Origin of the sequence: Roseateles saccharophilus, assembly GCF_031458095.1 — a bacterium.
In the GTDB taxonomy this organism is placed as follows: Bacteria; Pseudomonadota; Gammaproteobacteria; order Burkholderiales; family Burkholderiaceae_C; genus Pelomonas; species Pelomonas saccharophila_A.
In genome coordinates, this window is record NZ_JAVDXU010000001.1 from 1998338 (window position 1) to 2020170 (window position 21833).

Annotated in this window: 22 protein-coding genes; 10 read left to right on the plus strand and 12 right to left on the minus strand. The window is 67.3% G+C overall.

Going from position 1 to position 21833, the window contains the following annotated elements; genetic code table 11:
• Positions 1-15: 15 nt before the first annotated feature.
• Positions 16-933 carry a cysteine synthase A gene (cysK, locus tag J2X20_RS09250; RefSeq protein ID WP_310263637.1) on the plus strand — a complete coding sequence of 306 codons (918 nt, stop codon included), beginning with the start codon at positions 16-18 and terminating at the stop codon, positions 931-933.
• Here cysK and J2X20_RS09255 read toward each other — a convergent pair whose 3' ends face one another.
• The 4 genes from J2X20_RS09255 to pyrC form a co-directional block, all read right to left on the minus strand.
• Positions 934-1938 (minus strand): FHA domain-containing protein, encoded by a 1005-nt coding sequence (locus J2X20_RS09255; protein WP_310263639.1) that lies wholly within the window; start codon positions 1936-1938, stop codon positions 934-936.
• On the minus strand, positions 1938-3317 hold the full coding sequence (locus J2X20_RS09260; protein ID WP_310263641.1) for a S1 family peptidase: 1380 nt from the start codon (positions 3315-3317) through the stop codon (positions 1938-1940). Before J2X20_RS09260 ends, J2X20_RS09255 begins: the two co-directional genes overlap by 1 nt.
• Positions 3318-3405: 88 nt before the next feature.
• Positions 3406-4218: an NYN domain-containing protein gene (locus tag J2X20_RS09265; protein ID WP_310263643.1), complete on the minus strand. Its 813-nt coding sequence runs from the start codon at positions 4216-4218 to the stop codon at positions 3406-3408.
• Positions 4215-5258, minus strand: coding sequence for a dihydroorotase (gene pyrC / locus J2X20_RS09270; protein ID WP_310263646.1), 1044 nt, complete (start codon positions 5256-5258; stop codon positions 4215-4217). Before pyrC ends, J2X20_RS09265 begins: the two co-directional genes overlap by 4 nt.
• Before the next feature lie 85 nt (positions 5259-5343).
• On the opposite strand from pyrC, the gene J2X20_RS09275 reads away from it, so the two are divergent.
• The 4 genes from J2X20_RS09275 (at position 5344) to J2X20_RS09290 (ending at position 10040) form a co-directional block, all read left to right on the plus strand.
• Complete coding sequence (locus J2X20_RS09275; protein ID WP_310263648.1) at positions 5344-6468, plus strand: hypothetical protein; 1125 nt, start codon at positions 5344-5346, stop codon at positions 6466-6468.
• Positions 6468-8111: a substrate-binding and vWA domain-containing protein gene (locus J2X20_RS09280; RefSeq protein ID WP_310263649.1), complete on the plus strand. Its 1644-nt coding sequence runs from the start codon at positions 6468-6470 to the stop codon at positions 8109-8111. Before J2X20_RS09275 ends, J2X20_RS09280 begins: the two co-directional genes overlap by 1 nt.
• 70 nt (positions 8112-8181) lie before the next feature.
• A complete protein-coding gene (locus J2X20_RS09285; protein ID WP_310263651.1) occupies positions 8182-8838 on the plus strand; it encodes a hypothetical protein in 657 nt (218 codons plus the stop codon).
• On the plus strand, positions 8835-10040 hold the full coding sequence (locus tag J2X20_RS09290) for a toxic anion resistance protein (protein ID WP_310263653.1): 1206 nt from the start codon (positions 8835-8837) through the stop codon (positions 10038-10040). Before J2X20_RS09285 ends, J2X20_RS09290 begins: the two co-directional genes overlap by 4 nt.
• Here the strand turns inward: J2X20_RS09290 and J2X20_RS09295 are convergent.
• Positions 10037-10975 carry a LysR family transcriptional regulator gene (locus J2X20_RS09295; protein WP_310263655.1) on the minus strand — a complete coding sequence of 313 codons (939 nt, stop codon included), beginning with the start codon at positions 10973-10975 and terminating at the stop codon, positions 10037-10039. The genes J2X20_RS09290 and J2X20_RS09295 overlap by 4 nt on opposite strands.
• Positions 10976-11048: 73 nt before the next feature.
• On the opposite strand from J2X20_RS09295, the gene J2X20_RS09300 reads away from it, so the two are divergent.
• Both J2X20_RS09300 and J2X20_RS09305 read left to right on the plus strand, forming a co-directional pair.
• The gene (locus tag J2X20_RS09300; RefSeq protein ID WP_310263656.1) at positions 11049-11807 is read left to right on the plus strand and encodes an SDR family NAD(P)-dependent oxidoreductase; all 759 of its coding nucleotides are present in this window, start codon (positions 11049-11051) and stop codon (positions 11805-11807) included.
• A gap of 124 nt (positions 11808-11931) precedes the next feature.
• The gene (locus tag J2X20_RS09305; RefSeq protein WP_310263659.1) at positions 11932-12333 is read left to right on the plus strand and encodes a nuclear transport factor 2 family protein; all 402 of its coding nucleotides are present in this window, start codon (positions 11932-11934) and stop codon (positions 12331-12333) included.
• Here the strand turns inward: J2X20_RS09305 and J2X20_RS09310 are convergent.
• The 6 genes from J2X20_RS09310 to J2X20_RS09335 form a co-directional block, all read right to left on the minus strand.
• Positions 12330-13307 carry a catalase family protein gene (locus J2X20_RS09310; RefSeq protein WP_310263661.1) on the minus strand — a complete coding sequence of 326 codons (978 nt, stop codon included), beginning with the start codon at positions 13305-13307 and terminating at the stop codon, positions 12330-12332. The genes J2X20_RS09305 and J2X20_RS09310 overlap by 4 nt on opposite strands.
• 90 nt (positions 13308-13397) lie before the next feature.
• On the minus strand, positions 13398-14132 hold the full coding sequence (locus tag J2X20_RS09315) for an amino acid ABC transporter ATP-binding protein (RefSeq protein WP_310263663.1): 735 nt from the start codon (positions 14130-14132) through the stop codon (positions 13398-13400).
• A 12-nt stretch (positions 14133-14144) separates the two neighbouring features.
• On the minus strand, positions 14145-14810 hold the full coding sequence (locus tag J2X20_RS09320) for an amino acid ABC transporter permease (RefSeq protein WP_310263665.1): 666 nt from the start codon (positions 14808-14810) through the stop codon (positions 14145-14147).
• Positions 14810-15553, minus strand: a complete 744-nt coding sequence (locus tag J2X20_RS09325) for an amino acid ABC transporter permease (protein ID WP_310263667.1) — start codon at positions 15551-15553, stop codon at positions 14810-14812. Before J2X20_RS09325 ends, J2X20_RS09320 begins: the two co-directional genes overlap by 1 nt.
• Before the next feature lie 80 nt (positions 15554-15633).
• Positions 15634-16524 carry an amino acid ABC transporter substrate-binding protein gene (locus tag J2X20_RS09330; RefSeq protein ID WP_310263669.1) on the minus strand — a complete coding sequence of 297 codons (891 nt, stop codon included), beginning with the start codon at positions 16522-16524 and terminating at the stop codon, positions 15634-15636.
• A 108-nt stretch (positions 16525-16632) separates the two neighbouring features.
• Positions 16633-17550, minus strand: a complete 918-nt coding sequence (locus tag J2X20_RS09335) for a LysR substrate-binding domain-containing protein (protein WP_310263672.1) — start codon at positions 17548-17550, stop codon at positions 16633-16635.
• A 224-nt stretch (positions 17551-17774) separates the two neighbouring features.
• Between J2X20_RS09335 and J2X20_RS09340 the strand changes: the two genes are divergently transcribed.
• From J2X20_RS09340 to groL, 3 genes are all read left to right on the plus strand, one after another.
• Entirely contained in the window at positions 17775-18431 is a 657-nt protein-coding gene (locus J2X20_RS09340) for a hypothetical protein (RefSeq protein WP_310263674.1), read from the plus strand.
• A 297-nt stretch (positions 18432-18728) separates the two neighbouring features.
• Complete coding sequence (locus J2X20_RS09345; RefSeq protein ID WP_056202831.1) at positions 18729-19019, plus strand: co-chaperone GroES; 291 nt, start codon at positions 18729-18731, stop codon at positions 19017-19019.
• 53 nt (positions 19020-19072) lie between these two features.
• A complete protein-coding gene (groL, locus tag J2X20_RS09350; protein ID WP_310263677.1) occupies positions 19073-20722 on the plus strand; it encodes a chaperonin GroEL in 1650 nt (549 codons plus the stop codon).
• A 266-nt stretch (positions 20723-20988) separates the two neighbouring features.
• Here groL and J2X20_RS09355 read toward each other — a convergent pair whose 3' ends face one another.
• Positions 20989-21819, minus strand: a complete 831-nt coding sequence (locus J2X20_RS09355) for a MipA/OmpV family protein (protein ID WP_310263679.1) — start codon at positions 21817-21819, stop codon at positions 20989-20991.
• Positions 21820-21833: the final 14 nt, after the last annotated feature.

Sequence of the window (21833 nt, forward strand, 5' to 3'; positions counted from 1 at the left end):
AACCGGAGCCCCGCGATGAAAGCCGCCAGCATCCTCGACACCATCGGCAACACGCCGCATATCCGTCTGCAGCGCCTGTTCAGCGGCGCCGAAGTCTGGGTCAAGTCCGAGCGCAGCAACCCCGGTGGCTCCATCAAGGACCGCATCGCCCTGTCCATGATCGAGGACGCGGAAGGCCGCGGCCTGCTCAAGCCCGGCGGCACCATCATCGAGCCCACCTCGGGCAATACCGGCGTCGGCCTGGCCATGGTGGCCGCCGTCAAGGGCTACAAGCTCATCCTCGTCATGCCCGACAGCATGAGCGTCGAGCGCCGCCGCCTGATGCTGGCCTATGGCGCCGCCTTTGACCTGACCCCGCGCGAAAAGGGCATGAAGGGCGCCATCGCCCGCGCCCGCGAGCTGCTGGAGCAGCATCCCGGCTCCTGGATGCCGCAGCAGTTCGAGAATGCCGCCAATCCGGCCATCCACGTGAAGGCGACGGCCCAGGAGATCCTGAAGGACTTCCCCGACGGACTGGACGCGCTGATCACCGGCGTCGGCACCGGCGGCCACATCACCGGCTGCGCCCAGGTGCTCAAGACCGCCTGGCCCCAGCTCAGGGTCTATGCCGTCGAGCCCAGCGCCTCGCCCGTCATCAGCGGCGGCCAGCCCAGCCCCCATCCCATTCAGGGCATTGGCGCCGGCTTCATCCCGGCGGTGCTGGACACCGCCCTGCTGGACGGCGTCATCCAGGTCGAGGCTGAGGCAGCGCGCGAATACGCCCGCCGCTGCGCGCGCGAGGAAGGCCTGCTGGTCGGCATCTCCAGCGGCGCGACGCTGGCGGCCATCGCTCAGAAGCTGCCCGAGCTGCCGGCAGGCGCCCGGGTGCTGGGCTTCAACTACGACACCGGCGAACGCTATCTGTCGGTCGACGGTTTCCTGCCGGCGGGCTGATCACTCGCCGCCGGTGTCGTCGTCGACGGCGCCCTCGTTGTCCTTGCGCGCCTGCTTGGCCAGGTCGGCCTTCAGCGGCTTCAGGGATTCGATGAGGGTCTCGGGGGGCTGCGGCGCCACCAGGCGCAGGGCCGGCGGCGGCAGGCTGGCCAGATAGGGCGGGCCGAAGACGTATTGCTGTTCCTGGCGGCTACCCACCTGCAGGCCCAGGCCCAGCACGAGCAGGGCGGCGATGCCGCCGTTCAAGATGCGCCGCGCGCCCGGCCAGACGAGGCGGGCATGCCAGGCGATCAGGAAGGCGCCGGCCACCGGCGTCGCCAGCGACTCGACGACCATCAGCCGCGGCCAGGAGAAGGCATAGGCGATGGCCGGCAGCACCCATTCCAGGACCTGCAGGGCGACCAGCACGAGCAGGGCGCGGCGCAGATGCGTCGTGAAGGGGAAGCGGTGCTGGAAGAGCTGACTGGCCAGCGACCACAGTCCGGCCCAGGCCAGCACGAAGGCCAAGGGGCCCAGCAGCGGCGAGGCGTAGTCGATCCAGCGCGAATCGGGGTCGACGGCGCTCCAGCGGTCCAGCCACTGGAAGAACAGCATGGACAGCAGCAGCAGGGGCAGCAGGGCCCAGTGCCGCACCGGGTGCACGATCATCAACTGCTCGGGCGCCAGTGCATCGGCGCTGGTGCGCAGGCGCAGCGAGCAGGTGGCGAGCTGGAAGGCGCCGCCTTCAGGCAGGGTGGCTTCTTCGCCGGCGGCCAGGCGCTGGCCGGCGACGGCGCCGCCATTGCGGCTGTCCAGCAGCCGCAGGCGCACGCCGCCCTCAGGCGTGAGCTGCAGTTCGGCATGCTCGGCAGCGATGTGGCCGTCGTCCAGCACGATGTCGCAGGCCGGCGAGCGGCCGATACGCACCGGCCAATGCGTCACGCGCTGCACCACGGCGGCGCGGCCGTCGCGGCCCAGCAGCTCGACGACGGCAGCGGCCGGCGCCGCCACGGGAGGCGTCGGCATCACTTGGTCTTGCTGCTGTTCGTCCACGCGAAGCCCTCCAGGTAATGCGCCGCCAGCTTGAGCGCGTTGTCGAAGCTGACACCGCGGGCGTCGAAGCGGCCCAGGGCGCCTTCGGTGGGCGAGTCCACCGTCGTCACGAGGATGCTGAGGTCGTGCAGGCCGTCCAGCTTGCGGTAGGCGCGCAGGCAGACGACGGCGCGCAGCGGCAGGCCGTCGCGGTCGACGAACTGCTCCTTGCAGTAGGGGGCTGTGCGCGACTTGTCGGCGGCACCCAGGCGCTCATTACGAAAGCTGCCCGAGTACTGGCGCGCAAAGCGCAAGGCACCCAGCTTGGCGCCGTCATAGGCCTCGTGGGACATGTCCAACCAGCCGGTCTGCAGATTGCCGCTGACGAAGAGGGCATGGTCCATGCGGCATTGCGAACGCTCGAAGTCCAGGCCCTTGGTGTCGGCCGAGGTGCCGCGGCCCCAGCACCGCATGAAATCCTGCTTGGGCACGGGCAGGCGGTAGCGGTCGTGGTTGGCGCTCTCCCAGGGCGCCGCCAGGAAGCGGGTGACGAGTTCGTCCTGGTAGCGCGTCAGCTGGTCGCGCAGCCGGCCCCAGGCCGCGCTGCGGATGGGCTTGGCGGCGAGGCTGCGCTTGACCAGGCTCTCGGCAAACTCGCCGGGCACCAGGAAGCTGACCTGCTGGGCGAACAGCAGCGTCGACACGTTCACACCAACCACCAAGCCGTCCTCGTCCAGCACCGGGCCGCCGCTCATGCCGGGGTTGATGCCGCCGGCGTAATAGATCAGCGGGTCGAAGCTGCGCTCCACCAGGCCGTTGTAATTGCCCTCGACGACGGCAAATGCCACGTCGTGCGGATTGCCCATGGAGTAGATGCGCTCGCCCTTGGCCAGGGGCTGGTTCTGCGGGCGGAAACCCAGGGCGCCGCGGCCCTTGAGCCCCCCACCTTTGCCGTCATCGACAGCGCGCAGCAGGGCCAGGTCGCGGCGCGCATCGAAGTCCAGCAGCTCCAGCGCCCCGCCCTGGCCATCGGTGGTCGCATAGCGCAGACGGTAGCTGTCGGGCTCGAGCGCGAACTGGCTGATGACGTGGTAGTTGGTGACGATATGGCCGTCGTTGCTGACCAGGAAGCCCGAGCCGACCGAGGCCTGGCTGTCCTGGGTCTTCAGCAGGGTGCGGATCTGCAGCAGCTGGCCCTTGCTGCGCTCGTACAGGCGCCGGGCGCTGGCCGACACGGTGGGCGGCTGCTGGGCCTGGGGTTGCTGCGGGTTGGGGGCGGCGACGGGCGCGGGTGGCGGCGATTGCGCGCCGGCGGCGATGGCCAGGCCGGCGAGAGCCGCACCCAGCAGGGACTTCAGACAGGACTTCAGCAAACGAGACCTCCCGTGGAGGCCGTCGATGCTAGCCGCTTTGCGTGCAGCAGCCGTTCGTCAGCACGCAAGGCCCGTGAAGGACTCGGGATCATCCGTGGCCGAAGCGGACCTGGTTGGGCGTCTTTTCCGGCTGCAGCTGGAAGGCCTGCGGGTGCTTGCGGAACAGCTTGGTGGCCGGCGCGGACTTCGGCAAAAGGCCGGCATCCTTCAGCGCCTTGGCGGCGGTGCCGAGGTCATGCCACTGGCCATCGGCCAGCTTGGGCAGCAGGGCCAGCACGGCGTTGATCTCCTTGGCCGCCGCCACATGGGCGTCGACCGGCGCTGGCACCGGTGCCGCCTTGGGTGCGGGAGCCGGGGTGGGTTTCGGTGCGGGCTCAGCGGCCTTGGCCGGCGCGGCCTTCTTCGCAGTCGGTTTGGCCGCGGCAACCTTCTTGGCGGGCCTGGCGGGCTTGGCAGCCGGCTTGGGCGCCGAGCGGCCGCTGTCGTGCGCCAGCTCGTTGAACTGGTCGTAGATCTGGATGACGCCGTCGCCCGTCTTGCCGTACTGGCCGAAGCCGCGCAGCCAGGCGCCCTTCTCGCGCAGCCTCAGCACCAGGGGCGCGAAGTCGCTGTCCGACGACACCAGCACGATGACGTCGGGCTGCTCGGTGATGGCGATGTCCATGGCGTCGACGGCCAGGGCGATGTCGGTGGAGTTCTTGCCGATGGCCAGGTTGACGATGGCGCGCAGGCCCAGGCGCTTCATGAAGGCCTGTTGGTGGTGGGCCTGCTCGGCATTGCAATAGGCGCGGCGGATGTGGACGGCCTCGTAGTCCTTGAAGCACATCTGCAGGGCCTGTTCGATGACGTCGGTGGCGACGTTGTCGAAGTCGACGAGGAAGGCGACTTTCTTGGTCGTCATGCGATCAGTTTCCAATTGAGGGTCTCGCCGCCGCGCAGGGGCTTCAGCTGGGCTTCGCCGAAGGGCACGGCACTCGGCAGCGTCCAGGGCTCGCGCTTCAACGTGACGGTGCCGGTGTTGCGCGGCAGGCCGTAGAAGTCGGGGCCATGGTGGCCGGCAAAGGCGTCGAGCTTGTCCAGGGCGCCGATGGCTTCGAAGGCCTCGGCATACAGTTCCAGCGCCGAGATGGCCGTGAAACAGCCGGCGCCGCAGACCGAGTTCTCCTTCAGCTGGGCGACATGCGGGGCGCTGTCGGTACCGAGGAAGAACTTCGGCAGGCCCGAGCCCGCGGCCTTCAGCAGGGCCTGGCGGTGCTCCTCACGCTTGAGCACCGGCAGGCAGTAGTAGTGCGGGCGCAGGCCACCGGTGAAGATGGCGTTGCGGTTGTAGAGCAGATGCTGGGGCGTGATGGTGGCGGCCGTGAAGCGGTCGCTCTCGGTCACGTACTGGGCCGCTTCCTGGGTCGTGATGTGCTCGAACACGACCTTGAGCTCGGGCATGGCGGCGCGCAGCGGTTTCATGACGCGCTCCACGAACACGGCCTCGCGGTCGAAGACATCGATGTCGCCGTCCGTCACCTCGCCATGCACCAGGAAGAGCAGGCCCTCGCGCTGCATGGCTTCCAGGGTCTTGTAGGTCTTGCGCAGGTCGGTCACGCCGGCGTCGCTGTTGGTCGTGGCGCCGGCCGGGTAGAGCTTGAGGGCGACGACGCCGGCGTCCTTGGCCCGCTTGATCTCGTCCGGCGGGGTGTTGTCCGTCAGATACATCGTCATCAGCGGCTCAAAGTCCAGGCCTTCGGGCAAGGCGGCCAGGATGCGCTCGCGGTAGGCCACGGCCTGGGCGGCCGTCGTGACGGGCGGGCGCAGATTGGGCATGACGATGGCGCGGGCAAACTGGCGCGCCGTGTAGGGCAGCACGCTGGCCAGGGCCGCCTCGTCGCGCAGGTGCAAGTGCCAGTCGTCAGGGCGGGTGATAGTGAGCTGTAAGGGCGCTTGGGTCATAAAACCGGATTGTCGCTTCCGCGCTGTCTTCGGCTTCAGTCACACTCCGCACCTGATCGAAAAAAGGAGACAGCTTCCTCCCATCATGAACAACGCGAAACGCCTGGTCGGCACCCTGGTCCTGTTGGCAGCCTTTGGCGGCGCCCTCTTCTTTGCATTGCGCAGCAACGAGGAGCACAAGCAGATCGCGCAGGAACAGGCGGCAATAGCGAGCGCCGAGCCGCTCAAGGGGCTGATCGCCGTCGATGTGGAGGCCTTCTTCAAGGACGAGCGCGTCGCCAAGGTGTTGGGCGGCGCCAAGCTGCCGGTGCAGGTGGCCCGCGTCGGCAGCCGCGACATGGCGGCCAAGATAGGCGCGGCCGACCAGCCCGACTTCTTCATCGCCAGCGGCGTCGTCGCCGCCAACATGATTGCCGATGCCGCCCGCAAGGCCGGCAAAACGGCCACCCAGACCTCGCCCTTCCACACGCCGCTGGTCGTCGCGTCCTGGGAGCCGGTCGCCAAGATCCTGGCCGCCAACGGCATGGCCAAGGCCCAGGCACCCAAGGTCTACAGCCTGGACATGGAGAAGCTCACGCAAGCCATGCTGGCCAAGCAGCGCTGGCGCGACCTCAAGGGCAGCGGCGACTACGCGGTGTCGCGCAGCGTGCTGGTCAGCACGACCGACATCCGCCGCAGCAACTCCGCGGCCATGTATCTGGCCCTGACGAGCGCCGCGCTGAACGGCGACGTCGTCGCCGACCGCACGGCGGCGCAGAAGTACGCGACGCAACTGGCCGAACTGTTCAAGCGCCAGGGCTTCCAGGAGAACTACGTCAACGGCGCCTTCGACGACTACCTCGCCATCGGCATGGGCAAGACGCCGCTGACCTTCATCTACGAGGCCCAGATGGTGGCCCAGGCGCAAAAAGGCGGCGTCCGGCCCGAGATGGTGCTGATGTATCCCCAGCCCACCATCGTCAACAAATGGGTGCTGGTGGCGCTGAACGAGCGCGGCAAGCAGCTGGCCGAACTGCTGTCCACCAACAAGACGCTGCAGGCCGTGGCCCTGGAGCAGGGTTTCCGCACCGGCGACACGGCCGCCTTCGCCGAGGCCGCCAAGACGGCCGGCCTGGCCGTGGACGTGAAGCTCAACCAGGTCATCGACCCGCCGGGCTTCGATCTGATGTTTGAAATGATCGACATCGTCAGCCGGGAGATGAACCAGTGATGCGCCGTGCCTTCTTGCTGTTGAGCTTCACGCTGCTGGCCGCCTGCGGCAAGAAGCCCGACGAAGCCCCCGTGCCCACCGCGCCGCCGCCCGCCGCCACCGGCGCGACGCTGCAGGTGCTGGCCACCAGCGATCTGAAGGACATCGAGCCCCTGGCCGCCCAGATCCGCCAGGCCACTGGCGTGGACGTGCAATTCCGTTTCGGCGGCACCATGGAGAGCACCCAGGAGGTGCTGAGCGGATCGCAGGCCGACGCGGCCTGGTTCGCCAATGCCAAATACCTGCTCAGCGACGCGGCCGGCCAGCGCAAGGTCAAGCTGCAGGAAAAGATCATGCTGTCGCCTCTTGTCGTGGGCGTCAGCAAGAGCGACGCCACGAAGAACGGCTGGGACAAGCCCGACGCCAAGCTCACTTGGGCCGACATCACCCGCGCGGCCAAGGCCGGCAAGCTGCAATACGCCCTGTCCAACCCGGCCACCAGCAACCAGGGCTTCATGGCCCTGCTCGGCGTCGTCGCCGCCGCCGGCGGCAAGGGCGAAGCGCTGAGTGCCGCCGACGTGGACCGCGGCGCGATTGCCGACTTCTTGAAGGGCTACAAAATAGTCGGTGACAACTCGACTTATCTCGCCGACCAGTTCATCAAGCAGCAGGGCACGCGGGCCAACGCCTTCATCAACTACGAGAGCTGGCTGCTGACGCTGAACGCCAGCGGCAAGCTGCGCGAGCCCCTGCATCTGATCTACCCCTTCGAGGGCGTGGCCACGGCCGACTACCCCTTCATGCTGCTCAACGACGCCCGCCGCGCCGATTACCAGAAGGTGGTGGACTATCTGAAGAGCGACAGCGCCCAGCTCTGGCTGGCCAAGCAGACGCTGCGCCGGCCCATCAAGTCCGAGCTGGCCGCCCAGGTGGCCGACGTCCTGCCGGCGCGCGGCTTCCAGGTCGAGCTGCCCTTCTCGCCCGACCGCCAGCTGGCCGACGGCCTCATCGACGCCTATCTGAACGAGTTCCGCAAGCCCATCGCCAGCACCTTCGTGCTGGACACCAGCGGCAGCATGCAGGGCAAGCGCCGCGAGCAGCTCGTCGAGGCCATCCACTACCTGGCCGGCGCCGATGCCTCGCTGACGGGCCGCGTCGCCAAGCTGACCAACCGCGAGCGCCTGTGGTTCCTGCCCTTCAGCGACCGCCCGCGCGACCCCGTCGCCTTCGAGATCCCCGCCGGCAGCAAGGTGGCCAAAGGCGTGCTGCCCCAGGCCGACACCGAGGCCAAGCTGAATGAGCTCAAGCGTGTGCGCGATGCCGCCGATGAGCTGAAGATGGCCGGCGGCACGGCCCTCTACGACGCGGTGCTGGCTGGCCTGCAGCACATGCTGGAGGAGCGCAAGCGCCACCCCGAGTACCAATACTCGGTCGTTGCCTTCACCGACGGCAAGAGCAATATGGGCCGGCGCCTGGATGACTTCAAGCGCGCCTATGAGCAGCTGCCCGAGGACGTGCGCGGCATCCCCGTCTTCATGGTGCTGTTCGGCGAGGCCGACGCGGGCGACCTGAAGGCGCTGGTGGAGATCACCGGCGGCCGTGTCTTCGATGCACGCAAGACGCCGCTGTATGCGGTGTTCAAGGACATCCGGGCCTATCAATGAGTCACGCACGGCCGTTCCGAAGTGACGAGCGCCCCCTCGGGGGGCAGGCGCAAAGCGCCGTGGGGGCCGCATGATCGGCGGACTGCTGAGATGGCTGAACGCGCCGGCCAACTGGACCGGGCTGCTGGCGGCGACCGGCGTGCTGGTGTTGAAGGCCCTGGGCTTTCTGGGCGGCTGGGCCCTGGGGCTGGCGGCCCTGGGCTATGGCGTCGGCCTGGTGGCCGGGGCACTGTGGTGGGGCTGGCCCAGCACCAGGGAAGACGCCTGGGAGGCGCTGAAGTTCGAGGACGAGGGCGACGCCCGCGAGGCCATGGGCCGGGCCCTGGCCGGCGTGCGTGGCCTGACCGAGCACAACCCGGGCGGCCGCATCCCGGCGCCGCTGGCCCAGCGCATCAAGCAGCTCTGCCAGCGCCTGGAAGGCCTGCTCGACCAATGGGAGCGCAGCAAGGGCAGCTTGAGCCTGCAGGAGACCTTCCATGCGCGCCATATCGCCATCAGCTATCTGCCCCAGGCGCTGAACACCTACCTCAGCATCCCGCCCCAGTTCGCCACCACCAAGCTGCTGGCCAACGGCAAGACGGCCCAGACCACCTTCGAGGGCGTGCTGGCCGAGCTGGAGACCAAGGTCGAGCAGCTCGGCGACGACCTCGCCTCGCAGGACGCCCAGGCCTTCCTGCGCCACAGTGAATTCCTGAACCAGAAGTTCGGCCACAAGGACATCGCATGAACACGACGACCACCGCGACCGCCACCCCCTCGTTCACGTTGACGCCGCCCGAAGTCATCACGCCGGTGCAGCCGGTCCAGGCCGTCGAGGCCGTGCCGCTGAAGGCCGAGGTGGCCGACAAGGTCGACGAACAGGTGCAGCGCTTCATCGAGGCGCTGGAGAAGGAAGACCTGCACAGCGAACCCTTCAAGGCCAAGCTGGACAGCGCCTTCCAGCTCGGCCGCCAGGAGATCAGCGTCGCCGCCGGCCTGATGCAGGGCAGCCTGATGCAGCGCAACTTCGTCGGCGCGACGGACACGCCGGCCTTCAAGGCCATTGCCGCCATCCGCGGCCAGCTCGACGAGCTCAACCCCGGCAAGGACGGCGACCTGCTGCAGCCGCGCAAGCTGCTGGGCATCATCCCCTTCGGCAACAAACTGGAGGCCTATTTCCGGCGCTTTCAGTCCGCCAGCTCGCAGCTGCAGACGGCCATGACCCAGCTCTATGCCGCCAAGGACGACATCCAGAAGGACGTCATCGACATCGAAGGCACGCGCGCCAAGCTGTGGGACGCGATGCAGAAGCTCGCCGGCGCCGCGCGCTTCGCCCGCGTGCTGGACGAGCGCCTGGCCACGCGCGTGCAGCAGCTGCAGGCGACCGACCCGATGAAGGCCAAGGCCCTGGAGCAGGAGGTGCTGTTCTATGCCCGCCAGAACCTGGCCGACATCCAGACGCAGCAGGCCGTCTGCGTGAACGGCTATCTGGCCCTGGACGTGCTCAAGAAAACCGGCCGCGAAATGATGATCGGCTGCGACCGCGTCGCTACCACCGGCATGAGCGCCCTGGCCGTGGCCCAGACCGTGGCCCGCGCCACCGGCAACCAGATCGAGGTCATGCAGATGCTGCAAGGCGTCAACAAGACCATCGGCGATCTGATCAACCAGACCGGCACGGCGCTGAACCAGCATGTCGACGCGACGGCCGAGTTCTCGGCCAACCCCATGCTGGGCATCCAGCAGATCCAGTCCATGTTCGACCAGACCTTCCAGGCCATGGACGCGATGGACAACTTCCGCAGCAAGGCCATCGAGACCATGGGCACCAACAACAAGCTCATCCAGGAGCAGCTGGCCCGCTCGGAGACCTATCTGGATCGCGTGCGCCAGCAGCAGGCCAAGGAAGCGGTGGGCGGCACGGCCATCGACGGCCCGGTCAAGCTCTAGTCGGCTTCTTCAAGGTGGCCGGCCAGCAGGCCGGTCAGCCAGTCCATGAAGACGCGCACTCGCCGCGGTGTGTGACGGCGCTGGCTCATGACGAGCTGCACCGGCATGGGCGCGGGTTCGTAGCCCTGCAACAGGCGCACGAGACGTCCGTCCGCCACCGCCGTCCGCATGCCCACGCAGGGCGCCTGGGCGATGCCCATGCCGTTCAGCGCCGCGACCTCGTAGGCGTCCGTGTGGTTGACGGCGACGCGCGCCGGCAGGCTGAGGCTGCGCGTGCGGCCCTCGGCGTCCACCCAGTCAAAGCGCGGCCGGCGGTCGGCCCAGGTCTGGCTGTAGTGCACCAGTTCGTGGCCCTGGGTGACGAGGTCTTCCGGCGTGGCCGGCGTGCCGCGCCGGGCCAGATAGGCCGGGCTGGCGACGTTCATCATCGCCAGCTGCCCGACCGGCTTGGCCACCAGCATGGGATCGTGCACGGCGCCGACGCGCAACACGCAGTCAAAGCCCTCCTCCACCAGGTCCACGCGACGGTCCGTGCAGCTCAATTCGACCTGCAGGCCCGGATGCTCGGCGAGGAAGGTCGGCAGGGCCGGCAGTACGACGTCCAGGGCCAGGCGCACCGGCAGGTCGACGCGCAGCCGGCCGCCGAGCTGCTGGTCCTGCTGGAACAGCGCCTCGATCTCGCCCGCGTCGGCCAGCAATGAGCGGGCGCGCTCGGCGAGCAGCTCGCCGTCCGAGGTCAGGCTGACGCGCCGCGTCGTGCGCAGGAAAAGCCGCGTGCCGAGCTGGGCCTCCAGCCCGCGCACCACCTGGCTGACCCGGCCCTTGGGCAGGCCGAGCTCGTCCGCCGCGCGGCTGAAATGGGCCAACTCAGCCACCTGCAGAAAGACTCGCAGCGCATTCAGATCGAGATTGGGCGACATTCGGAGCACTGTCATTTCAATTTATCGAACTTTATCCATCCATCAAAGAACAATAAATTCTCTTCGTCCACCCACCACGGAGAGAACCATGACTTCCACCCCCGTCACCCTGATCACCGGCGGCAGCCGCGGCCTGGGCGCCCAGATGGCCCTGGCCCTAGCCCGCGACGGCCACGACATCGTGCTGACCTACCGCGACGCCGCCGCCAAGGCTGAGGCCGTCGTCGGCCAGATCCAGGCCCTGGGACAGCGCGCCCTGGCCCTGCCGCTGGACGTCGCCGACACCGCCGGCTTCCCGGCCTTCGTCGAGCGCGTGAAATCTGGCTTGGCCGCCTGGGGCGCCAGCCGTCTCGACGGCCTAGTCAACAACGCCGGCGCCGGCGCCCACGCCAGCTTTGCCGAGACGACGCCGGCCCAGTTCGACATGCTGCTGAACATCCACCTCAAGGGGCCCTTTTTCCTGACCCAGGCCCTGCTGCCCCTGCTGGCCGACGGCGCCAGCATCCTGAACATCTCCAGTGGCCTGGCCCGCTTCACCATCCCGGGCTACGGCGCCTATGCGGCCATGAAGGGCGCGGTCGAGGTGCTGAGCCGCTACCAGGCCAAGGAGCTGGCCGCACGCGGCATCCGCGTCAACACGCTGGCGCCAGGCGCCATCGCCACCGACTTCGGCGGCGGCGCGGTGCGCGACAACGTCGAGCTGAACCGCTTCGTCGCCTCGGTCACGGCCCTGGGCCGGGTCGGCGAGGCCGAGGACATCGGCGGCGCCGCGGCAGCCCTGATGCGGCCGGGCGCGGGCTGGATCACCGGCCAGCGCGTCGAGGCCTCGGGCGGCATGTTCCTGTAAGGCGAAGCCCCTCGTCCAGTCCCGCCTCGGCCCGCAGGTGGCAAAGCGCGGTCTGACAACCGGGATGACGCATCCGGCACGGACCGGGCCGCGTAAAGGCGGTTACTTCCCCACGGAGACCGCCATGACCACCACCCCGACCCAAGTCGTCCAGTCCATGTACGCCGCCTTTGGCCGCGGCGACGTGGAGGGCCTGCTCGGCCTGTGCACCAACGATGTCGACTGGACCATGCTGGGCAGCATCGACCTGCCCTATATCGGCCAGTTCCAGGGCCAGCAAGCGCTGCTGCGCTGGTTCGGCCTGGTGGCCGAGTTCGACGACATCCAGGCCTTCGAGCCGCGCGAGTTCTTCGCCGGCGCCGACCACGTCACCGTGCTGGGCTGGGAGCGCACGCGCGCCAAACCCGGCCAAGGCGTGTTCGAGACGCCCTGGGTGCATCTGTTCAGCGTGCGCGACGGCAAGGTGGCGCGCTTTGTCGGCATGTATGACACCGCCGCCGTCGAGGTGGCGCGGCGCAAGGCTTAAACCGCGCCGCGCACCTGCTGGCTGCTGAAATAGGCGGCCTTGCGGGCACGCATGACCTCGCCCAGGGGCCGGTGAGCGGCCAGGGCCTGCCAGGGGTCGAAGACACCGGCCTCGACGCGGGCGATGAAGTCCACGTCGGTCGACGGCGCCTCCAGCACCAGCTCGGCCACGTCGACGAAAGGCGCGACCGACTCGGGCCATTCGACGGACGCGTCCTCCAGCGGCGTGCGCGCCTCGTCGACGAAGAACTGCAGTTGCAACCGGTACTTCAGCGGCCCGGCGGCGGCCTGGGCCGTGAGATCGCCGGCCCAGTCGCCATTGACCTCGGCGCGCGGCTTCAGCCCGGCCGGCGGCAGCAGGCGGACCTTGACGGCGGCAGGCCCGCAGCTGATGGGCAGGGTGCTGGCAAAGGCCTCGGTCGCAAAACCCGTGAAGGGTTTGCCGGCCGTCGCGGCCAGGCGCTTGAGCTGCTTGAAGCCGCCGATGAGGCCGAAGGTCTTGAACATCCAGCCGATGACGGCGCCCGGGCTGCGGCCGGCGGCTTCCACAAGGCCGAAGAAGTGGCGGCTGTCGGGAAAGGCAAAGGCCACCTGGTTGATCAACGAGATGTCCTGGTGATCGGTGCGGCCGCCCAGGGCCGCTTCGCCCTCGACACCGAAGACGCGCATCGCGAAGCCGCGGATGTCGGGCCGGCGGTTGCTCTGCTTGTCCATGGCGCCGTTGGACAGGCGCACCCAGACCTCATGCACGCCGGGCGTGGCGAAGAGGCCATGGCGGGCATGCTCGGGCAGGTCGTCCAGCACGCGCAATTTGCCGCGCACGGCGGCCAGGGGCTTGCGGTGCAGGGCGCGGCCACTGCCGAAGCGCTCGTCCTTGCGCTTCTGCATCGCGGCCATCATCTTCGCCGCCTCGGCATGGCGGGCGGCCTCGTCGGCCGCGATGACTTCCTTCCATCCCGTACCGACGCTGCTCATGGCGCGCTCCTTGTCATGCCGCCGCGCTTGCAGGCGCGACGTCCTTCGGCAGGCGTCGCACAGCGCGCAGGCGCTGTGCTCGGTCCGGCCTCAGTGCTGAAGAATCTTGGCGAGGAAGTCCTTGGCGCGCGGCGAGCGCTCGTCGGGCTTGTTGAAGAAGTCACTGCTGCTGCAGTCCTCGATGATCTTGCCGGCGTCCATGAAGATGACGCGGTTGCTGACGCGCTTGGCGAAGCCCATCTCGTGGGTCACGCACATCATGGTCATGCCCTCCTGGGCCAGCTGCACCATCACGTCCAGCACTTCGCCCACCATCTCGGGGTCCAGCGCCGACGTGGGCTCGTCGAACAGCATGACGATAGGGTCCATCGACAGCGCGCGCGCAATGGCCACGCGCTGCTGCTGGCCGCCGGAGAGCTGGCCGGGGAACTTGTCCTTGTGCGCGGACAGGCCGACGCGGTCCAGCATCTTCAGGCCGCGCACCTTGGCGTCCTCCGCCGAGCGGCCCAGCACCTTGATCTGGGCGATGGTCAGGTTCTCGGTCACCGACAGATGGGGAAACAGCTCGAAATGCTGGAACACCATGCCGACGCGGGAACGCAGCTTGGGCAGGTTGGTCTTGGGATTGGCGATGGAGATGCCGTCGACGACGATGTCGCCCTTCTGAAAGGGCTCCAGCGCATTGACCGTCTTGATCAGCGTCGACTTGCCCGAGCCCGAGGGGCCACAGACGACGACGACCTCCCCCTTCTTGATGGACGTCGTGCAATCGGTCAGCACCTGGAAGCTGCCGTACCACTTGGAGATGTTCTTGATGTCGATCATGGCGGACTCAACTCAGCGAATGATGGCGATCTTCTTCTGCAGACGGCGGACCAGGGTCGACAGGCCGTAGCAGATGACGAAATAGACGACGGCGGCGACGAGATAGGTCTCGACCGGGCGGTTGAAGTTCTTGCCCGCAACCTCGAAGCCCTTCAGCAGGTCGTACTCGCCGACCGCATAGACCAGGGACGTGTCCTGGAACAGGATGATGGTCTGTGTCAGCAGCACCGGCAGCATGTTGCGGAAGGCCTGGGGCAGCACGACCAGCTTCATGGTCTGGCCGTAGGTCATGCCCATGGCATAGCCGGCATTGACCTGGCCGCGCGACACCGACTGGATGCCGGCCCGCATGATCTCGGAGTAGTAGGTCGCCTCGAACAGCGTGAAGGTGATGAAGGCCGACATCTGCCCGCCCAGCGGCCCCAGCAGCTTGGGGATGAGCAGGAAGAACCACAGGATCACCATCACCAGCGGGATGGAGCGCAGGGTGTCGACATAGAAGGCCGCCGGCGCCGACAGCCACTTGTGGCTGGACAGGCGCATCATCGCGAGCAGCGTGCCCAGGATGATGCCGCCCACCATGGCGACGAAGGTCAGCTGGAGGGAGAACCAGAAGCCCTTGGCGACAAAGCTCTGGATGACGGCCCAGTTCAGGAAGGAATAGTCGAGATTCAGCATCACTTGCCTCCCGACTGGCCAGGGATGCGCACCCGGGCCTCGATGAACTTGGCGATGCGGTTGATCGCGAAGGCCGAGACGAAATACAGCGCCGTGACGGGGATGAAGATCTCCTCGAAATGGGACGTCTCTTCGGAAGCCTGCTGGGCGAACTGAGCCAGCTCGGGGATGCTGACCGCGAAGGCCACGGCCGAGTTCTTGACGATGTTCATGCTCTCGCTCGTCAGCGGCGGGATGACGATGCGAAAGGCCATGGGCAGCAGCACGTGGCGGTAGGTCTGCGGCAGCGTCAGGCCCATCGCCAGGCCTGCATAGCGCTGACCGGTCGGCAAGGTCTTGATGCCGGCCTTGACCTGCTCGCCGATACGCGCGCTGGTGAAGAAGCCGAGGGCGAAGACGACGAGGACGGAGGGCGGCAGCGCCTCGCGCAGCGACGGGAACAGCGACGGCAGCACGTGGTACCAGAGGAAGACCTGCACCAACAACGGGATGTTGCGGAACAACTCCGTCCACGCCTCGCCAAAGCGCGCCAGCCATTTGTTGGGCGCCGTGCGGATGATGCCGATCAGCGAGCCCACGACCAGCGCCAGCAGCAGCGCCAGCAGCGAGACGCTCAGCGTCCAGCCCCAGGCATTCAACATCCATTGCAGATAGGTCTGCTCCTTGCCGCCGGGGCCGAAGCAGCCGGCGACCGCCTCTCCGGTGGCGGTGTCATTGCAGTAGAACTGCCAATCCCAACTCATGGCCCTCTCCTCAAGCCTTCTATCTAAAGCAAAGCGGGTGCCAGGCACCCGCTTTGCGGTGGTTCAGGACAACGCGCGAATCACTTCTTCGCGGCGTAGTCTTCCATCGGCTTGTCGTTGGGGTTGGCCCAGGCATCCTTGGTGGCAGCCGACAGCGGCAGGCCGATCTTGGTGTTGGTCGGCGGGATGGGCTGCATGAACCACTTGTCGTAGAGCTTGGCCAGCTCGCCCGACTTCATCATGGCCTTGATGCTGTTGTCGACGGCCGTCTTGAAGGCCGGGTCGTCCTTGCGCATCATGATGGCGATGGGCTCGACCGACAGCACTTCGCCGACGATCTTGAAGTCGGCCGGGTTCTTGGACGTGGCGATGTTCTTGGCCAGGATGGAGCCGTCCATGACGAAGGCGTCGGCACGGCCGGAGTCCAGCAGCAGGAAGCTGTCGGCGTGGTCCTTGCCGAAGACTTCCTTGAAGTCAACGCCCGTGGCGCGCTCATGCTTGCGCAGGGTCTGCACCGACGTCGTGCCCGTCGTCGTGGCGACGGTCTTGCCGTTGAGCTGGTTGATCGCCGTGATGCCGGAATTCGCCTTCACGGCGATGCGCACTTCCTCGACATAGGTCGTCACGGCGAAGGCGACGTCCTTCTGGCGGGCGGCGTTGTTGGTCGTCGAGCCGCACTCCAGGTCGACCGTGCCATTGACCGTCAGAGGGATGCGGTTGGCCGACGTGACCGGCTGGTACTTGACCTCGATCTTGCTGCCCAGCTGCTTGCGAAGGTCGGCCACGACGTGCTCGCAGACGTCGATGTGATAGCCGACGTATTTGCCGTCACCGATGGTGTAGGACAGGCCCGAGGATTCGCGCACACCCATGGTGATGACGCCGCTGTCCTTGATCTTCTTCAGGGTGTCTTGGGCATGCACAGCCGTGGCGGCGGCAAACAGGGCCGCGACGAGCAGAACTTTCTTCATGGAGACTCCAGCAACAGGAAGTGGATATCGATAACAGCCGTGAGCAGACCACGCCGCACGCTCAGCCCGAATACGGGTTTACACGATGCATGCCGAAGCCGGATGAGCTCATGCCTGGGACGATAGATAGTCCCACAAAGCCAAGGAGGCTGGTTTGACCCGGCGCGAAAGCTCGGGCTTTTCGCGGTAGATGCGCAGCTCCATGCTGACGCTGAAGGTCCCCGGCACGGCGGCCGGCACGAGGCGGCCGCTGGCCAGCTCCTTCTGCACCGAGCTGGCGGGCAGGAAGGCGAAGCCGTGGCCCTCCAGCGCCATGGCCTTCAGGCCTTCGGCCATGTCGGTCTCGTAGATGGCGTCCAGGTTGAGCGCGCAGTCGGCTTCCTTGACGATGAGCTCGACCAGGCGGCCGAGATAGGCGCCGGACGCGTAGCTGAGGAAAGGAATTTTCTGGCCCGGCCGGCCCGGCAGGCGGAACATCGGCTCGCCCTGGCTGTCGGCCTTGGCATAGGGCGACAGCGTCTCGTGGCCCAGCGACACCATCTGGTAGCGCTCGGGGTCCAGTTGCAGCGGCTGGCTGGCGTGGTGATAGACCAGCAGCAGGTCGCAATTGCCTTCGCTGAGCTGCAGCATGGCGTCGTGCACATTGGCCGCGTTGAGCCGGCACTTGATGGCGCCGAAGCCGCGGCGCAGGCTCATCAGCCAGTGCGGGAAGAAGGAGAAGGCCAGCGAGTGCGGCACGGCGAACTCGATCATGTCCTGGTCGGCCGCCTGGTGGCTGCGCAGCATATTGCGCGTCGCCTGCAGATTGCCGAGCAGCTCGACCGCCTGGGCCAGCAGGGTGGCGCCGGCGGCCGTCAGCCGGGTCGGGTAGGACGAGCGGTCCACCAGGTCGACGCCAGCCCAGGCTTCCAGAGCCTGGATGCGGCGCGAGAACGCCGGCTGGGTCACGTGGCGCAGCTGGGCGGAGCGGGAGAAGCTGCGCGTCTCGGCCAGGCTGACGAAGTCTTCAAGCCATTTGGTTTCCACCGCCGGCAGTGTAGCCAAGGCCTTCGCCACGACCCCGAGGCCGCGGTGATTTCTGACCTCGCACCTGGCCAAATAGCACTTCTGCCCCCCTAAGCGCGGTCCCTAGGTCCATCACTCCCCCCCAACTGAAGGGGCGCAACACAGCCCAGCGCGAAGACGCTTGTTTACAGTCCGTGCCAACACCCAACTCGAACAAACCCTGGACGGAGAACGCCATGCGCGCGATGAGCAAACTTCTGGCACTCGCCTTGACGGCCACCATGCAGTCGGCCATGGCCGGCGCGGTCTTCCTGGACTTTGAAGACCTGCAGACATCCGCGCCGATGACGACGCGCTACGCCGCCCAGGGCGTCAACGTCACGGGCTCCGCCTGGGGCGCCACGTCTGCCAACTGCGAATACCCCGGTGGCCAGCTCGGCCAGGTCAGCTTCACCCGCCCGAACAGCTGCGGCGCGCTGTGGCTGGTCCAGGACCCGACCAAGCCCAGCACCAACACCGCCAAGTCGCTGACCCTGAGCCTGACGGACGGTTTCATCGACGCGATGTCCTTCGTCTACTCCGGCAGCGTGGCCTTCCCCAATCTGCAGGTTCACGTCTTCGACGCCGCCGGCCAAGAACTCGGCCTCGGCCTCACCGGCCTGACGGGCACCACCTGCCGCGACTTCCTGTTCTGCAACTGGTCGCAGACGATGACGCTGAGCTTCACGGGCGTTGCCCGTTCGGTGACCTTCACCGCCGTGGATACGACCATTCTGCTCGACGACCTGCGCTTCACGACGCCGGCGACCACGCCGGGCAACCTGCCTGAGCCGGCCAGCATCGCGCTGGCCCTGGGCGCCCTGGGCGGCCTGGCCTGGAGCCGCCGCCGCGCCGCTCGCTAAGGCAGCACCTCTTGCAAGAACGACCGCTGCGGCGGTCGTTTTTCATTGGCGCGCCCAAAACGCGACGCGCGCCACGGCCGGCGGGCCTCCGAAGCCTCTCCCGGCGACAGGCCGCAGGAATTCCACGCTGCGGCAAGGCTTGAATCGCCATCCTCCGTCCCTATAATGCCTGTCTGCTAGCACTCAACACATTCGAGTGCTAACGAATCGGGCCGACCGGTATTGATCTGGCGGCCCCGTTTTTTCGGCGAGCCGCGGCATTGCGGCCGCTCCAGTTCCAACTCTCAAGGAGATTCCATGAAGCTGCGCCCCTTGCACGATCGCGTGATCGTTCGCCGTCTGGAGCAAGAAACCAAGACCGCCTCGGGCATCGTCATCCCCGACAACGCCGCCGAGAAGCCTGACCAAGGTGAAGTCCTGGCCGTCGGCCCGGGCAAGCGCAACGACAAGGGCGAATTCGTGGCCCTGAACGTGGTCGTCGGCGACCGCGTCCTGTTCGGCAAGTACTCCGGCCAGACCGTCAAGGTCGACGGCGACGAGCTGCTGGTCATGCGCGAAGAGGATCTGTTTGCTGTCGTGCAGAAGTAATCTGCGACCAAACAAATCGACTCTGACCCCAATTTAGATATCCGGAGAATCAAATGGCAGCAAAAGACGTGATCTTTGGCGGCGAGGCCCGTGCCCGCATGGTTGAAGGCGTGAACATCCTGGCCAATGCGGTCAAGGTGACCCTGGGCCCCAAGGGCCGCAACGTGGTGCTCGAGCGCTCCTTCGGCGCCCCCACCGTGACCAAGGACGGCGTGTCCGTGGCCAAGGAAATCGAGCTCAAGGACAAGCTCCAGAACATGGGCGCCCAGATGGTCAAGGAAGTTGCTTCCAAGACCAGCGACAACGCCGGTGACGGCACCACCACCGCCACCGTGCTGGCCCAGGCCATCGTCCGCGAAGGCATGAAGTACGTGGCCGCCGGCATGAACCCGATGGACCTGAAGCGCGGCATCGACAAGGCCGTCACGGCCCTGGTCGAGCAGCTCAAGGCCGCCTCCAAGGCCACCACGACCTCCAAGGAAATCGCCCAGGTCGGCACCATCTCGGCCAACAGCGATGCCGACGTCGGCCAGATCATCGCCAACGCGATGGACAAGGTCGGCAAGGAAGGCGTCATCACCGTCGAAGACGGCAAGAGCCTGAACAACGAGCTGGACGTCGTCGAAGGCATGCAGTTCGACCGCGGCTATCTGTCGCCCTACTTCATCAACAACCCGGAAAAGCAATCCGCCATCCTGGACAACCCCTTCGTGCTGCTGTACGACAAGAAGGTGTCCAACATCCGCGACCTGCTGCCCACGCTGGAAGCCGTCGCCAAGGCTGGCCGTCCGCTGCTGATCATTGCCGAGGAAGTCGAAGGCGAAGCCCTGGCGACCCTGGTGGTCAACACCATCCGCGGCATCCTGAAGGTTGTCGCCGTCAAGGCTCCGGGCTTCGGCGACCGCCGCAAGGCCATGCTGGAAGACATCGCCATCCTGACGGGCGGCAAGGTCATCGCCGAAGAAGTCGGTCTGTCGCTCGAGAAGGTCACGCTGGCTGACCTGGGCCAGGCCAAGCGCGTCGAAGTGGGCAAGGAAAACACCACCATCATCGACGGCGCCGGTGCGGCTGGCGACATCGAAGCCCGCGTCAAGCAAGTGCGCATCCAGATCGAGGAAGCCACCAGCGACTACGACCGCGAGAAGCTGCAAGAGCGCGTGGCCAAGCTGGCCGGCGGCGTGGCCGTCATCAAGGTCGGTGCTGCCACCGAAGTCGAGATGAAGGAAAAGAAGGCCCGCGTGGAAGACGCGCTGCACGCCACCCGTGCCGCCGTTGAAGAAGGCATCGTCGCCGGTGGCGGCGTGGCCCTGCTGCGCGCCAAGCAAGCCGCTGGCACCATCAAGGGCGACAACGCCGACCAGGACGCCGGCATCAAGCTGGTCCTGAAGGCCATCGAAGCCCCGCTGCGCGAGATCGTCTACAACGCCGGTGGCGAAGCCTCCGTCGTCGTCAACGCCGTGCTGGCCGGCAAGGGCAACTACGGCTTCAACGCCGCCAACGACACCTATGGCGACATGATCGAGATGGGCATCCTGGACCCGACCAAGGTGACCCGCACCGCGCTGCAGAACGCCGCCTCCGTCGCGTCGCTGATGCTGACGACCGAGTGCATGGTTGCCGAGGCTCCCAAGGAAGAAGCCGCCGGCGGCGGCATGCCGGGTGGCATGGGCGGCATGGGTGGCATGGGCGGCATGGATATGTAAGACATTGCGGGACAGACCTGACGGGCGTACTCGCCCGGCTGCTCTGTCCCCAACTGATCAAGCATTCAAAAAGGGGCTGCGTGAGCAGCCCCTTTTCTTTTGACCTCGCGTGCCAGACCTGACCGGGTACTCCCGGGCTGCTCTGGCACCGACTGGCTTTGTCATTGCGGGACAGACCTGGCGGGCGTAACCGCCCGACTGCCCTGTCCCCAACTGATCAAGCATTCAAAGAAGAAGGGGCTGCGCGAGCAGCCCCTTTTTTCTTGTCAATCGCCCGTGGCCCGGGCCGCCGAGCGCGTCAGCGTGTAGGTCAGACCGATGCCGATCGTGGCACCGGTGGTCTGGCGCACCAGCGGGCTGGCGCGGTTGGCCGCGCCCGCCACGCTGTCGACGCGGCCGATGGCGAACAGGCGCAGATCGGGCGTCAGCGGGTAAGACACGCCGCCCTTGAGCCGCCACGCGATCAAGCCCGAACGGGCCGCATAGGCCGGCCTGTCCGGCAGGACCTCGCCGGGCTCGACGGTGTAGTAGGTCGCCCCGAGGCGGCGGTCGCCGAACAGCAGGCCGGCGCTGACGCCATAGCTCCAGCCCATCTTCTCGCGCCGCTCCAGCGACAGTTCCGGCTCCAGGCTCATGCCGCGGTGGTGACGCAGGTTGCTGGCTTCGAAGACACCGCGAACCGGCACCTCGAAGCTCAGCCGGTTGGCCGCTTCGCGGCCGTTGAGGTACCAGCGCGCCACGGGCCCGAACTCCACCAGCGAGGGCAGCCGCGGCATGCCCTCGCGCGCCCGCAGCGCCTTGCCGCCTGCGCTCAGCGAGCCGGCGAACGACACGTCCAGCTCGAAGCTCTCGGTGCGGATCGCGCGCAGCCCGGCGCCCTCGTTGTCGGCCCTCAGCACCTTGCCGCGGTAGATCACATAGGGCAGCACCAGCGTGCGGCTGACCTGTTGGTCGGCGCCCGGGTAGGCCTGCTGCGACAACGTGCCCGCGGCCACGCCCAGTTCCCACAGCGGCAGATCCGGCCTGGCCGGAGCGGCGTCATCTGCATGCACGAGGGTGGCGGCGCAGGCCAGGCTGATTCCAAGAAGACGCTTCATGGGCGATGGGCGGT